The organism is Megalodesulfovibrio gigas DSM 1382 = ATCC 19364 (assembly GCF_000468495.1).
GTDB classification, from domain to species: domain Bacteria; phylum Desulfobacterota; class Desulfovibrionia; order Desulfovibrionales; family Desulfovibrionaceae; genus Megalodesulfovibrio; species Megalodesulfovibrio gigas.
On sequence record NC_022444.1, the window covers coordinates 760756 to 773308 of the forward strand.

Consider the following 12553-nt stretch of genomic DNA (forward strand, 5'->3'; position numbering starts at 1 on the left):
GGCGATGCAGCCACGCCGCCCGGAAACGCGGGAATTCTCCCATAAGGTCTTTGCATTGTGGGGTTAGCGTATTCCGCCCCGCAACGCAAGGGCTGTTCCGAGAATCAATCGCTACGCCAGCAACGCCCCCCCTTGACCAACCACCCTGCTCCCAGGCATCTGCCCTGTGTCGGCCCGCCGAGGAGCAGCCGCGCCCTTTTTACTGAGTCCACCGTCCCAAAGGAGCCGTCATGCAAGACGAACTGGGTTTTTACTACTATCCCAATCCCAGCCAGCACGACACCCGCTGCTACGTGCGCAAAAACCAGCAAGGAAATATCGAGTTCCGCCTTTGGAATCGTCAGGAACCGCGGCTTTGGGAGCAGCACGGCTGGCTCTCCCTGGAAATCATCCGCCAGGCTGCCGGCCGGTATTCGGATCGGCAGCCGGACAAAAATCCCATGCTGCTGTACGACGAAGCCGTGGCCAGAATGCTGTTGGCTGAAGCGAAGTAATCCCCCCGCACTGCGGACGCATCAGCCTGCCGGCCGGCCGCCGCCACGGGCCAGTTGGCAGGCAGCGGCATGGCTGCAGCAGCTGTGGCGCGATTCGCTGTAGGCATGGCAGATGCGCCGCTCCAGGGCCAGCTGCTGCGGGGGCAGCGCCCGCACGGGATGCGCCGCGGCCAGTTCCTGCAGCCTCTGCCAGCGCGGCAAGGCCTGCATGCCCTGCGCCAGGGGCTCGCCCGTGGCCACAGCCAGCAGCAGCGCGTCCTTGGAATCGGTGATCACGGCCAGGGGAATGGGGCCGTCCGGGTGGATGCGGGCCGCGGCCAGGGTTTCCCGCACGAAAGTGGAGACCTCGCCGGGGCAGAAGTCCAGCAGGCACACCGGCGCGCCGGCGTGGTCCCTGGCGATGAAATCCACCAGCCGCACATACGCCGCGCCCTGGGCCTCGAACTCGATTTTTTGCCGCGGCTGCAGGCGGTCCCTGGGCCAGCCCAGTTCCTCCACCAGCAGCCGGGCCAGGGCCTGGCGCAGGTCTTCGTAGGTGGTGGCTTCCACCAGCTCGCCCGTGAGGTAGTCCTCCAGGGTATGGCCCAGGCTGATGTCGTGCATCGATGCTGCCTTTGCAAAAACGGCACGGAGAAGCCGGCCGCTCGGACGTTTTACTCTTGAAAAAGGACATGGCGAGAGGGGAAACCGTTTGCAAAAAATTCTCCCCTCTCGCGCTCCCCNAAAGGGGGTTCGGGGGAAGAACCTTTCTTGAGAAAGGTTTTCCCCCGAGTACTCCTTTCAAAGATCATTCGCCTTATTCCCAGCCATCCTGCTTGCCGGTGACTGTTTCCAGCGTGACGGCAATGACGGCCGTCTTCTCCACAACCGCCGCCGGAAAATGGAACTGCCGCGAGGAATACCGCGCCATGAGGGCTTCCAGCCCGCGCTGCACGGTGGCAGCATCGGTATGGATGACGGCCCGGCCAAAGCCGATGACGCTCCGGAAGCGCATGGTGTACTGGCAGGCGTTGTCCGGGGCGGCCGGCTCCACCAGGGCGGTATCGGTCTCCACCTGAATGCACACGCGGTCGTTCTTGCGCAGCATCTCCATCTTGCGGCCCTTGCGGGCAGAATGGATAAGGATGCGGTCGTCCACCAAGGCAAAATTCACCGGGGTCACATAAGGCCAGCCGTCGTCGCACATACCGAGGTGCAGCACGTCTGCGCTGCGCAGCACGGCGGCGATGGCTGCGGGATCGTTCATGTGCTTTTCCTTGCGGCGCATGAGGGTCCGGGAATTGTGCGGCCAGACGTCGTGCATGGATACTCGCTCCAAGGGGCTTGATGCCGGCCGCAGCGGGCCGGCCTCTTTTCAAGATCCGCAAAATGCGTCACAACACGCCATCACGCAGGAGACAGCCATGACGCACCCCGAAGATCACCCCGACGCCCCCCGCCAACACCCTGCGTGCCACTCTCCGGTGGCGTCGCCCATGATCTCGGTAATCATCCCTGTGCTGCATGAAGCCGCCACCATCAACGAGTGCATTGCCCATGTCAAGGGCCTGGAATGCTGCACGGATGTGGAGATTCTGGTGGTGGATGCACTGGACGTCACCGGCACCGGAGACACCCTGGCCGCCCTGGCTCCCGAGCACCTGGCGCCAGAAGCCGCAGTGCGGGTCCACCCCTTGCGCGCCCCGCGCGGCCGGGCCAACCAGATGAATGCCGGCGCCGCCCAGGCCCGCGGCCACATCCTGGTGTTTCTCCATGCGGATACCCGTCTCCCCCCCGCGGGCCTCATCCTGATCTGGCAGGCGCTCTTCCCGCCCCGCGGCGGAAAACCCGCCCAGGCCGGGGCCTTCTCCCTGGGGTATGCGGAAGGCGGGCTGCTCCTGGAGTGCATGGCCCGGCTGGCCTCCCTGCGTAATCGCCTCACCGGCACGCCGTACGGGGATCAGGCCCAGTTCTTTCGGACAGAAACCTTCCATGCCATGGGCGGCTACCCGGCCATACCGCTCATGGAGGATGTGGACATCATGCGCACCCTGCACCGCCGTGGCGAACAGCTGGTCATCCTGCCACAGCGGGTGGCCACGTCGGCCCGGCGCTACCGGGCCGACGGCCTGCTCTGGGCCGGGCTGCGCAACAATGGCTTACGCCTGCTCCACGCCTGCGGCGTGCCCCCGCAGGCCCTCACCCACTGGTACCGCGCTTTTCAGGACAAATCATGACACACCAAGACAACACCCTGCTCCTGTTCGCCAGGCTGCCCCGTGCCGGCGCAGTGAAAACGCGCCTGGCCGCAGGCCTGGCCGACCACATGGACCCCGCCGCCGCCCAGGCCCTGACCCTGGCCCTGCACACCGCCTTTGTGGAAGACCTGCTGGAGGCCATGGCCACCGTGCCGGCGGCGCTGCAGCTCTGGCTCGATCCCGCCGACCTTTCCGAACCCGAAGCCCTGGCCCAGGCCCGGCACTGGCTCGGGCAGGATCTGGACATCCGCCTGCAACCGCCGGGCGATCTGGGACAGCGCATGGCCCACGCCTTCGAAACCGCCTTTGCCCAGGGCGCGCAGCGGGCCGTGCTCCTGGGCAGCGACGTGCCGGACTATCCGGCCAAGGTCATCGGCGGCGCCTTCGAGGTGCTGCACCGGGTGGATGCCATCATCGGCCCGTCCATGGATGGTGGCTACTACGCCATCGGCTTTTCCAAGGAGGCCTACACGCCAGCCGTGTTCGCCAACAAGCACTGGGGCACCAACGGCGTCTGCAAGGCCACGGTGGCCGATCTTCAGGCGGCCCGGCGTGAACTGCTGCAGATGCCGGAATGGAACGACGTGGACGAGCTGAAGGATCTGAACATCCTGTACCGGACCAACAAGCAGAGTTCCTTCAATAAATCAAAAACATATGCCCTGCTCAAGCCCCACGAGGCCCTGCTGAAGACCCTGAACATGGACCTGCCGGCCATGGAAGACGTCATCGGCCCGGATCATGTGCTGGCCCGGCTGCGCAGCCTGGCCGCCAAGGACTAACCCGCAGTCCGGAGTTGACGTCCGGCGCAACAGTGTCCATCATTGCCTCATCACCCAGCAGGGCCGCCCTGCGCAAGGAGCCACGCAATGCAGTATGATCAGGCCGACGCCGTGCAAAAGCTCTCCGGCGTCATGAAGTTCGAAAGTTGGATTCGCTTCTATTTCATCACGGAAGAAGAAGACGCTCTGTTCATCCGCATCCCGGACGCCGCCATTGCAAAAATGCAGGAGCTGTATCCGGAACACATGGAGCTGGTGAACCTGCTCAATAACGAAACCATCACGTACGAAAAATCCGTGAACATGGTCTGCCAGCACATGATTTCCCATTACGATGGCGTCATGTTTCCGACAGGAAAAGTGATGGAGGTCATGGACACCAATGCCTTTCAGATAGAAATGCAGTTGTTCCATGTCTGGACGCAGCATCATGAAGAGCAGTTGGATCAGGGCATGCTCGACTTTGCCAAATGGATGGAACTGTACGAGGAATGGAAACGCTCCGCGCCGGTGCAGGAGTTTGTGAACAAGCTCAACCAGGCGCCCATGCCCACCATCTCCTGCTCCACAGACACCATGCACTGACCGACCCGGAGGCCCCATGCTCGCACCCGTCCGCAGACGTGTCACCCGTCGAGTTGTGCTGTTGGCGTGCTGCGCCGCGCTGACCGTGCTGGCGCTGTCCCTGTCGTCCTGTTATGTGGAGTCCGGCCCCGGGTACGTGGGGGCGGGCTTCATGCCGGCACGCCCCGACGGTCCGCCGGACCATTACGTCTGGGTGCCTGCCGGGCCGGACAATCCCGAAGGCTACTGGTCATACGTGGGGCCGCCGCGCCCGGGCTGGACGTGGGTGCCGGCCCACCGCCGCCCGGACGGCAGCTGGTCGCCGGGGCACTGGAGCAGGCAGTAGTGTTGCGTCCTCCCCGAAATAGGATGATGGAAACATCGTCGTATTTCGGGGACGTCACAGTAGTCGCGCAACCCGTCTTCGAAACAAACGACATGACGAGAGGGGAAGCCTTTTGAATAAGGTTTCCCCTCTCGCAACGTCCTTTTTCAAAAGAAAAATGCTCTAGAGTTTCCCCCGAGCATTCTTTTCAGACACAGACCGCCCTACCCTCCGTGGCGGGCCACCAGCACATCGGCCAGGGCGCGCTTGGGCACGTGGTGCACGGCCTGCTCGTCGCGCCAGTAGCGGATGTTGCCGTCCGGCCCCAGGGGCTCGATGACGCATTCCTCCACCGGCTGCCCCAGGGCCAGCACCAGCAGGATCTTCAGGTGCTCGGGGATGCCCAGTTCGGCCCGCAACGGTTCCCGGCCCACGGAGGCGATGATGCAGCCGGCCAACCCCTGCTCCACCGCGGCAAGCATGATGCTCTGGGTGGCCAGCCCGTGATCGCAGTCGGTTTTTTCATCGATGGTGGTATCCAGCAGGACGACGATATACGCCGCCGGCCGCTCGCCTTCCACCGGACCGGGCCAGTCGGCCAGATAGCCGGCCCAGGCCAGCCGCGCGAAGATGGTGGCGTTGGTGACCGGATCGTTGCTGACGATGTACTTGAGGGGCTGCTTGTTGCCGGCCGACGGGCCAAGGCGGGCGATGTCCACCAGCGCTTCCAGCTGGGCCATGGACACAGGCGCATCCTGCCGGAAGCGGCGGCAACTGCGATTCTTGAGCACAAGTTCCTTCACGGTCATGCAACCTCTCCTTTTGCAACCCGGCGCAGACGCCGGGCGCACGCATTGTCTGTTCAGATTCCCATGCGTATTGCCGGGTTATTCGCGGGCGTGGAGTCCCTGCCGTCTGGGCATGTAATAGACATTGCCATGCAGGCAGGCGGCGGGGAGCTTGGCGCGCACTTCGGGCGGCGTGGCGACAATCAGCGCCTCGTTCTGCCTGCGCAGGATGCCCGGAGTCGGTTCGTCCTGCTCCAGCTGCGCGCCCAGATTCAGATTGTAACGCGCCTCCAGCTCGCGGCGACGGCGTGTGCCAGACTCCACCTTCCACTGGGACCGCTCCTGCCGGAAGTGGGTGCAGTGGCTGCAGGCATCCATCGGCCACTTGTACTTCCAGTGCCAGAAGTCGGCGTCGGGCTGGCGGAGGTCGTAGAACATGTCCGTGGAGTCGCGAAACTCCTGGATGGCGTGGGGACTGAAGTGCGCATACGCCCCGGGGGCGCAACGGGCCAGCCGCCCGTCCACCAGCAGGTTGACACTCTCGGCACACGGACAATGCTGATTCACGTCGAGCGGTTCGGCCGTGAACTCCAGCCGGCAGAAATGTTCCTCGGCAAGGCGAACATCCACATACACATGCGGCGAGGTCGCCTTGAGACGCTCCAGCAGCTTCTGCACGCGCTCCAGCCCGCCCAGGCCGCGCACCATGTTCGGAAACACGGTCACGCGCAGCGTATGCAGCAGGCCGAACAATGGCCGGTGGAACTCAATATCAAACTCCGACAGCCAAAAGAGGTTGGTGGAGAGCATCAACCGCTTGGCGTAGCGCTGCCGCAGCTTCTGGCAGAACTCGAAGATCCGGGGATGCAGGAACGGTTCCCCCCCCGAGATGGACAGCATCGAAAACCCGATGCGATTGCGCACCAGGGCGTCCAGCCAGGGGTAGTATTCCTCGGCGTCATAGGTTCTATCCGGAGCAAACGGCGAATGGCTGTTGCACCAACGGCAATTATTGTTGCAGTGGTCCACGCAATGCAGTTCGATCAGTTCAACAGTTCGGACAGACATGCCCTGCCTCCATAAAGACTCGCCCGCATCGACTCTGCAACGTTCACGTGTCAAGTTGCAGGCAGCGTCAAGAGTTTCCGCCAGTTATATGACGTGTTCAACTGTCGCATGCAGCCCGCTTGTGGTGCGTACTGCGATGCGCCGCTGCTGCAGGCCTGCCAGGTGCTGCGTTCGGTCGCACGACATGCGGCGGCGGAACGTCCGGGGGGCCTGCAACACCATCCCAACACGTCCTTGCACAAAGCATTCCATGCAAACCCCGGCAGAATATGCCGGCCGGCAATCTATCGCGTGAAATAGCTGACGTATTCCTGATTGCCCTTGGGGCCGAGGATCTTCGAAGGCACCACGCCCACCAGGGTCAGGCCCAGCTGGGCAGTGACAAAGGCTGCCACCGTGTCCACCGCTTCCTGGCGGTCTTCCTCGCGTCTGACCACGCCCTTGACCGTGCGGCCCGGGCCCAGCTCGAACTGCGGCTTGACCAGGGCCACCAGCTCTCCGCGGGTCTTCAGGAATTGCAGGCAGGCCGGCAGGATGTGGACGAGGGAGATGAAGGACACATCCACGCTGATGCAGTCCACCTGCTCGGGCAGCAGGTTGGGCGGCGCGTGGCGCAGGTTGATGCGTTCCAGGTTGACCACCCGGGAATCGGCGGTGAGTTTTTCGTGCAACTGGCCGTGGCCCACGTCCGCGGCATAGACGCGCGCCGCGCCGTGCTGGAGCATGCAATCCGTGAACCCGCCCGTGGACGCGCCGGCATCCAGGCAGACTTTCCCTGCAAAATCGAGCGCAAACGCCTCGATTGCCGTGAGCAGTTTTTCGCCCCCGCGGGAGACGAAACGCTGCGGCGTTTTCAGGGAGAGCAGCGCATCCAGGGGCAGGGGCTGGCCGGGCTTGACTACGGGCTCGGGGCCGTGGGCCGTTTCCAGCAGCACCTGGCCAGCCATGATCAGCCGTTTGGCCTGTTCGCGGCTCTCGGCCAGGCCCCGCTCATGGGCGAGCTGGTCGGCGCGGAATTTTTTGCTCACAAGAGGGCTCGGGAAGATCTGGGGCCGCGGCGCTGGCCGTGCCCAGGGTCAGACAGGCCACACCCAGGGCGCTGGCAGTGCGCAGCCGTTTAAGGATGACCTGCGGGGCCATATCCACCGGCATCCTGACCGCAGGCGCAGAACCGGGCTGCCCGGGCCGTGCCGCGATCAGAGTCGAACATCAGAATCGAGCATGATCGGCCCGCGCGCCCAGGCCGAGATGGGCCTTCCAGGCCGTCACGGCGTTGCGCAGCAGCATGGCGATGGTCATGGGTCCCACGCCGCCGGGCACGGGGGTCATGGCGGCGACCTTGTCCTTCAGGCCGTCGAAGTCGCAGTCCCCGCACAGGCCGGTCTCGGTGCGGTTGATGCCCACATCGATGACCACTGCGCCTTCCCTGACCATGTCCGCGGTGATGAACCGAGGCCTGCCGATGGCGGCAAAGAGGAAATCCGCCTGACGCGTCACAGCCGGCAGATCCCTGGTGCGGGAGTGGCACACCGTGACCGTGGCGTTGGCAAAGGGGCCGGACTGGCCGAGCATGAGGGAGAGCGGCCGGCCCACGATGTTGGAGCGGCCCACCACCACGGCATGCTTGCCGCTGGGCGAAAGATCGTACCGCCGCAGCAGTTCCATCACCCCGGCCGGGGTGCAGGGCTGGAAGCCGGCGTGTCCCAGGGCCAGATTGCCCATGTTGGTGGGATGGAAGCCGTCCACGTCCTTGTCCGGGGCGATGCAGGCCAGGCAAGCCTGGGAATCCAGACCGCGGGGCAGGGGCAGCTGCAGCAGGATGCCGTCCACGCCGGCATCGGCGTTCAGGTCGGCAATCAGACGATCCAGGGTGACGGCATCGGTATCGGCGGACAGGCGGACGGTTTTGGAATCAATGCCCACTTCGGCGCAGGCGCGCTCCTTGTTGCGCACGTACACGGCCGAGGCGGGATCGTCCCCCACCAGAATCACCGTCAGTTGCGGCGGCCGGGAGGCCGCAGCGCCGATGGCGCGGATTTCTTCCTTGAGCTCGGTGCGGATGGCCTGGGCCGTGGCTTTGCCGTCGATGAGAAGCATGAGGATCACCTTTGAAAAGGGCAGAAAAAGATCGGGGGAACCCCATTCCGGAGAAAGGGTTCCCCCGAACCCCCTCCCCGGGGACAGCTGCCGGGGGCATCCCCGGGCAACCGTTCCGGAAAGGGGAGCGCGAGGGGGGCGCGGCACCCGGTTCCCCCTCGCACATCCCGCGTTCGCGGTCGTTCTAGTCGGTTTCGTCCTGGGCGTCCATCCCGTCTTCATCCACGGCGCAGAAGTGGTCGGCCATGGTGGGACCAAAGTAGATGGCGTCGTCTTCCAGTTCTTCTTCGATGCGCAGCAACTGGTTGTACTTGGCGACACGATCGGAGCGGCACAGCGAGCCGGTCTTGATCTGCCCGGCGTTCACGGCCACGGCCAGGTCGGCGATGAAGCTGTCTTCGGTTTCGCCGGAGCGGTGGGAAATCACCGTGGTGTAGGCCGCCTGCTTGGCCATCTCGATGGTGTCCAGCGTTTCGGTGACGGTGCCGATCTGGTTCAGCTTGATGAGGATGGAGTTGGCCACACCGGTCTGGATGCCACGGGCAAGGATGGAGGGATTGGTGACGAAGATATCGTCGCCCACCAGCTGGATGACGTCGCCCAGCTCCATGGTCAGGTGGCTCCAGCCGTCCCAGTCGCCTTCAGCCAGGCCGTCTTCAATGGACACCAGGGGGAATTCGCTGACGAACTGGCCCAGGTAGTCCACCATGTCCTTGCTGGAGAGGGTCTTGCCCTCGCCGGCGAGGATGTACTTGCCCTCGCGATAGAATTCGCTGGCTGCGGCGTCGATGGCCAGGGCGATATCCACGCCGGGCACGTAGCCGGCTTCCTCGATGGCCTTCATGATGTACTGGAAGGCTTCGCGGTGGCTGGCCAGATTGGGAGCAAAGCCGCCTTCATCGCCCACGGAGGTGATGTGCTTGTCTTTGGCAAGGATCTTCTTGAGGGTGTGGAAGGTTTCCGCACCCATGCGCAGGGCGTCGGCAAAGGTGTCCGCACCCAGGGGCATGATCATGAATTCCTGGATGTCCAGGGTGTTGGGGGCATGCATGCCGCCGTTCAGGATGTTCATCAGGGGCACGGGCAGGATTTTGGCGTTCACGCCGCCCAGGTACTGGTACAGGGGCAGGCCCACGAATTCGGAGGCGGCGCGGGCTGCGGCCATGGACACGCCCAGGATGGCGTTGGCGCCCAGGCGGGTTTTGCCTTCGGTGCCGTCCAGCTCGATGAGCAGGTTGTCCAGGGCGCTCTGCCGCAGGGCGTCCACGCCCACCACGGCTTCGGCGATCTCGCCGTTCACGTGGTCCACGGCCTTGGTGACGCCCTTGCCCTGGTAGCGGGCGGCGTCGCCATCGCGCAGTTCCAGGGCCTCGCGGGTGCCGGTGGAGGCGCCGGAGGGCACAGCCGCCCGACCCACTTCACCCGTCTCCAGGGTCACTTCCACTTCCACGGTGGGGTTGCCACGGGAGTCCAGGATTTCCCGGCCCCATACGGCGACGATGGTGCTCATGCTCGTATTCTCCTTGCCTCAAACTGTTTGTCTGGCAGGTTCATTGGTGATGGAAAAAGCAATAGGCAAACGGGGGATCAGCAGACGTCCAGCGCCAGCAGGGCCATGCCTTCCAGGATGAGCGCGGGCCGCACATGCGCGATGCGCGCGGCATGCGGGGCAATGGCGGCAGCCAGGCCGCCGGCAGCCACCACCAGGGGCGCGTCCGGAAGCCCGCCCTGCACCACGGGCGTCAGCTTGTCCACAAGTCCATCTATCATGGATGCAAAGCCGAAGACCAGCCCTTGCGAGAGGGATTCTTTGGTGGATCGGCCCGGCGCGACGACCTCGCTTTTCAGATCCAGATCAATCTGCGGCAACTTGGCCGTCTGGGATGAGAGGGCGCGCGCCGACGAGAGCACGCCCGGGCAAATGAGTCCGCCCAGATAGGCGCTTCCGCGCACGCAGTCAAGGGTGGTGGCGGTGCCGAAGTCCACCACCAAATGCGAGGCCGCCGGCAGCAGCCGGCAGACAGCCCAGGCAGCCATGAGCCGGTCTGCCCCCACTTCCGAGGGTCGCTCGTAGCGGTTTTCCAGGGGAATGGGCACCTCCTGGTGCACAAAGCGCACGGCAACACCCAGGAACGAGGCGCAGGCCTGCCGCAGGATGCCGTCAAAGGAGGGCGCCACGCTGCAGGCCAGGGCCGGAGCCAGACGCTCCCGCGGCACGCCGGCCAGTTGCAGCAGGCCATACAGGGAAAGCCCGAAGGCGTCCGGCGTGGTGGGCCCGGTGGAAGGCAACTGCCAGACCGTCAGGACGTCCGGCCGGTCCAGGGGCGTGAGCCCCACGCTCACCGTGGTGTTGCCCACGTCGAAAAGCAGTCTGTGCGTCTTCATATCCACGAGAATACCGCTCCCATATTGCCGGCATGTGTCGGGAGGGGCTGCTGGGTGTCAGCGCGTGTTGCAAATGTTTAGACAAGGGCGTTGCGGGAGCGGGGCAAATCCTTTTGCACAGGGTTTTTCCCGCTCTCGCCCTTCCCTTTCAAAAAATTGACAGCCACTCGAAATTACAAAAAATCGCTTGCGAGATTCGGGGGAAGCACCTTTCCTTGGAACGGGTTTCCCCCGATGACACTTTTCGAAACAGGCCCTAGGGCAAGTTGTCTTTAAAAGAAGTTCTCGGGGGAAAACCTTTCTGAAGGAAGGTTCNCGCGAGAGGGGAGAACCTTTTGCAAAAGGTTTCCCCTCTCGCAAGGTCTTTTTTCAAAATTAAACCGCTCTAGTACGGCAGCACCTTCTTGCTCTGGGCGGCGTGCAGCACCTCGGCCATGCCCAGGTAGCAGGCGCTGGCCCCGCAGATAATGCCCTCAAAGCCGGCCACCATGCCGATAAACTCGGAGCCGGTCCAGTCCCGGATGGCCAGGAGCAGGAAGAGGATCACCAGGGATCCGAAAATGAAGCGCAGCACCGGGCTCTTGCCGGCCGTGCCCAGGAACATGAAGAAGGTGAACAGGCCCCACACCAGCAGGTACCAGCCCATGAAGGCGTGCGGGGTGGCCTCGGCCAGGCCCAGCTTGGGCGCCATGATGATGAACACCAGGGTGAGCCAGAAGAACCCGTACGAGGTGAAGGCCGTGAACCCGAAGGTGTTGCCTTTCTTGAACTCCATGATGCCCGCGATAATCTGGGCCGCGCCGCCGTAAAAAATCCCCATGGCCAGGATCATGGCCGAGATGGGGAAGAAGCCGGCATTGTGAATGTTGAGCAGGATGGTGGTCATGCCGAATCCCATGAGGCCCAGGGGGGCGGGATTCGCGGTCATGGCGTTGTCCATGGCGATGTGGTCCTTGTCTTGTGGTTGAGGTGACGGCAAAAACAGGCACGTGTCACAAAAAATTACGACGCACCAAGGCGCTTGCGGCCGGCCAGGGCCTTGCCGCGCACCAGGGAGTCCGTATCCGGTTGTTCCAGGGCGGCGGCATACTGGGAGAGCGCCTCCGGTTTTCTGCCGGCCTGCTCCTCCAGCTGGGCCAGAAGCAGGTGCAGCTCGGCGCGCGGCCCCAGGCGTTCCAGCCCGTCCCGGCAGGCCTGGGCTGCGTCCTCGATGCGATTCTGGGCCTTGAGGGCCTGACCATAGGCCAGCCATGCGGTGATGTTGGCATCCTTGGTGGCCACGGCCTTGGCCAGCCAGGGCAGGGCCGCCTCCGAGGCCTCAGCCTCCAGGAGCCGGCGGCCAATCATGGTAAAGATGATGTCCTCGTCATGATGCAGGCTGGCGGCTTCGTCGTAACACTGCAGGGCCTCGGCCAGACGGCCGGCAGCCAGGAACTTGCCCCCGCGAAGCATCAGGCGATCCATGCGCAGCTTGCGGGCCTGGGTCTGGGCTTCCTGCTCGGCCTTGGCTGCGGCGTCCAGTCTTTTATAAAATGTGGCGCAATCCTTGAGAAAGGACTTTTCCTTGCCCCGCTCGTACAGCAGGCCTTCCAGCATGAACTCCTGGGCTTCCTCGGTGCGGCCGAGGAGCTGGGCCAGCTCGGCGACGGTCATCTGGATGGTTTGCTTGTCGCGCCCCACGATCTGCGGCGACTCCAGGAACTCCTTGAGCACATGCGCCAGGGCCAGCACGGCGCGAGGCACATCGTGTCGATGAAAATAGCCCTTGGCGCGGGCCAGATTTTCCATGACCTCTTTGGCAGTGGACACGAAC

Annotated in this window: 15 protein-coding genes; 5 read left to right on the top strand and 10 right to left on the bottom strand. The window is 64.0% G+C overall.

Translation table 11 applies throughout. From position 1 onward, the window contains the following. Positions 1-230 precede the first annotated feature (230 nt). The gene (locus tag DGI_RS03330; protein ID WP_021759263.1) at positions 231-494 is read left to right on the top strand and encodes a hypothetical protein; all 264 of its coding nucleotides are present in this window, start codon (positions 231-233) and stop codon (positions 492-494) included. A gap of 21 nt (positions 495-515) precedes the next feature. Here the strand turns inward: DGI_RS03330 and DGI_RS03335 are convergent, their stop codons facing one another. Together DGI_RS03335 and DGI_RS03340 are read right to left on the bottom strand one after the other, a co-directional pair. Further along, on the bottom strand, positions 516-1097 hold the full coding sequence (locus tag DGI_RS03335; protein WP_021759264.1) for a type I restriction enzyme HsdR N-terminal domain-containing protein: 582 nt from the start codon (positions 1095-1097) through the stop codon (positions 516-518). A gap of 193 nt (positions 1098-1290) precedes the next feature. Then, positions 1291-1797, bottom strand: coding sequence for a pyridoxamine 5'-phosphate oxidase family protein (locus tag DGI_RS03340; protein WP_051286130.1), 507 nt, complete (start codon positions 1795-1797; stop codon positions 1291-1293). 100 nt (positions 1798-1897) lie between these two features. Here DGI_RS03340 and DGI_RS03345 point away from each other — a divergent pair, with 100 nt between their 5' ends. The 4 genes from DGI_RS03345 (at position 1898) to DGI_RS03360 (ending at position 4423) form a co-directional block, all read left to right on the top strand. Further along, on the top strand, positions 1898-2710 hold the full coding sequence (locus DGI_RS03345; protein WP_021759266.1) for a TIGR04283 family arsenosugar biosynthesis glycosyltransferase: 813 nt from the start codon (positions 1898-1900) through the stop codon (positions 2708-2710). Next, positions 2707-3513, top strand: a complete 807-nt coding sequence (locus tag DGI_RS03350; RefSeq protein WP_021759267.1) for a TIGR04282 family arsenosugar biosynthesis glycosyltransferase — start codon at positions 2707-2709, stop codon at positions 3511-3513. The genes DGI_RS03345 and DGI_RS03350 overlap by 4 nt, the downstream gene beginning before the upstream one ends. 87 nt (positions 3514-3600) lie before the next feature. After that, positions 3601-4098: a hypothetical protein gene (locus DGI_RS03355; RefSeq protein ID WP_021759268.1), complete on the top strand. Its 498-nt coding sequence runs from the start codon at positions 3601-3603 to the stop codon at positions 4096-4098. A 16-nt stretch (positions 4099-4114) separates the two neighbouring features. After that, a complete protein-coding gene (locus DGI_RS03360) occupies positions 4115-4423 on the top strand; it encodes a hypothetical protein (protein ID WP_021759269.1) in 309 nt (102 codons plus the stop codon). Between the two features lie 203 nt (positions 4424-4626). Here the strand turns inward: DGI_RS03360 and DGI_RS03365 are convergent, their stop codons facing one another. The 8 genes from DGI_RS03365 to DGI_RS03400 form a co-directional block, all read right to left on the bottom strand. Then, positions 4627-5211: a nitroreductase family protein gene (locus DGI_RS03365; RefSeq protein WP_021759270.1), complete on the bottom strand. Its 585-nt coding sequence runs from the start codon at positions 5209-5211 to the stop codon at positions 4627-4629. Positions 5212-5289: 78 nt separating this feature from the next. Further along, positions 5290-6258: a radical SAM protein gene (locus tag DGI_RS03370; RefSeq protein WP_021759271.1), complete on the bottom strand. Its 969-nt coding sequence runs from the start codon at positions 6256-6258 to the stop codon at positions 5290-5292. Between the two features lie 284 nt (positions 6259-6542). Beyond that, positions 6543-7286: a TlyA family RNA methyltransferase gene (locus DGI_RS03375; RefSeq protein WP_021759272.1), complete on the bottom strand. Its 744-nt coding sequence runs from the start codon at positions 7284-7286 to the stop codon at positions 6543-6545. 181 nt (positions 7287-7467) lie between these two features. Beyond that, positions 7468-8355 (bottom strand): bifunctional methylenetetrahydrofolate dehydrogenase/methenyltetrahydrofolate cyclohydrolase FolD, encoded by an 888-nt coding sequence (folD, locus tag DGI_RS03380; protein WP_021759273.1) that lies wholly within the window; start codon positions 8353-8355, stop codon positions 7468-7470. Between the two features lie 184 nt (positions 8356-8539). After that, complete coding sequence (gene eno / locus DGI_RS03385) at positions 8540-9865, bottom strand: phosphopyruvate hydratase (protein WP_021759274.1); 1326 nt, start codon at positions 9863-9865, stop codon at positions 8540-8542. 77 nt (positions 9866-9942) lie between these two features. Then, entirely contained in the window at positions 9943-10740 is a 798-nt protein-coding gene (locus DGI_RS03390; protein WP_021759275.1) for a type III pantothenate kinase, read from the bottom strand. A 385-nt stretch (positions 10741-11125) separates the two neighbouring features. Further along, on the bottom strand, positions 11126-11680 hold the full coding sequence (locus DGI_RS03395; protein WP_021759276.1) for an acetate uptake transporter: 555 nt from the start codon (positions 11678-11680) through the stop codon (positions 11126-11128). Positions 11681-11742: 62 nt separating this feature from the next. Then, a complete protein-coding gene (locus DGI_RS03400; protein ID WP_144284102.1) occupies positions 11743-12549 on the bottom strand; it encodes a tetratricopeptide repeat protein in 807 nt (268 codons plus the stop codon). Between the last annotated feature and the right edge of the window lie 4 nt (positions 12550-12553).

What these genes read in the sequence shown, in the direction of transcription:
- DGI_RS03370 (WP_021759271.1), bottom strand. Translation starts at nt 6,258, where the DNA reads ATGTCTGTCCGAACTGTTGAACTGATCGAACTGCATTGCGTGGACCAC.
- folD (WP_021759273.1), bottom strand. Translation starts at nt 8,355, where the DNA reads ATGCTTCTCATCGACGGCAAAGCCACGGCCCAGGCCATCCGCACCGAG.
- DGI_RS03390 (WP_021759275.1), bottom strand. Translation starts at nt 10,740, where the DNA reads ATGAAGACGCACAGACTGCTTTTCGACGTGGGCAACACCACGGTGAGC.
- DGI_RS03350 (WP_021759267.1), top strand. Translation starts at nt 2,707, where the DNA reads ATGACACACCAAGACAACACCCTGCTCCTGTTCGCCAGGCTGCCCCGT.
- DGI_RS03360 (WP_021759269.1), top strand. Translation starts at nt 4,115, where the DNA reads ATGCTCGCACCCGTCCGCAGACGTGTCACCCGTCGAGTTGTGCTGTTG.
- DGI_RS03365 (WP_021759270.1), bottom strand. Translation starts at nt 5,211, where the DNA reads ATGACCGTGAAGGAACTTGTGCTCAAGAATCGCAGTTGCCGCCGCTTC.
- DGI_RS03355 (WP_021759268.1), top strand. Translation starts at nt 3,601, where the DNA reads ATGCAGTATGATCAGGCCGACGCCGTGCAAAAGCTCTCCGGCGTCATG.
- DGI_RS03340 (WP_051286130.1), bottom strand. Translation starts at nt 1,797, where the DNA reads ATGCACGACGTCTGGCCGCACAATTCCCGGACCCTCATGCGCCGCAAG.
- DGI_RS03395 (WP_021759276.1), bottom strand. Translation starts at nt 11,680, where the DNA reads ATGGACAACGCCATGACCGCGAATCCCGCCCCCCTGGGCCTCATGGGA.
- DGI_RS03345 (WP_021759266.1), top strand. Translation starts at nt 1,898, where the DNA reads ATGACGCACCCCGAAGATCACCCCGACGCCCCCCGCCAACACCCTGCG.
- DGI_RS03330 (WP_021759263.1), top strand. Translation starts at nt 231, where the DNA reads ATGCAAGACGAACTGGGTTTTTACTACTATCCCAATCCCAGCCAGCAC.
- DGI_RS03335 (WP_021759264.1), bottom strand. Translation starts at nt 1,097, where the DNA reads ATGCACGACATCAGCCTGGGCCATACCCTGGAGGACTACCTCACGGGC.
- eno (WP_021759274.1), bottom strand. Translation starts at nt 9,865, where the DNA reads ATGAGCACCATCGTCGCCGTATGGGGCCGGGAAATCCTGGACTCCCGT.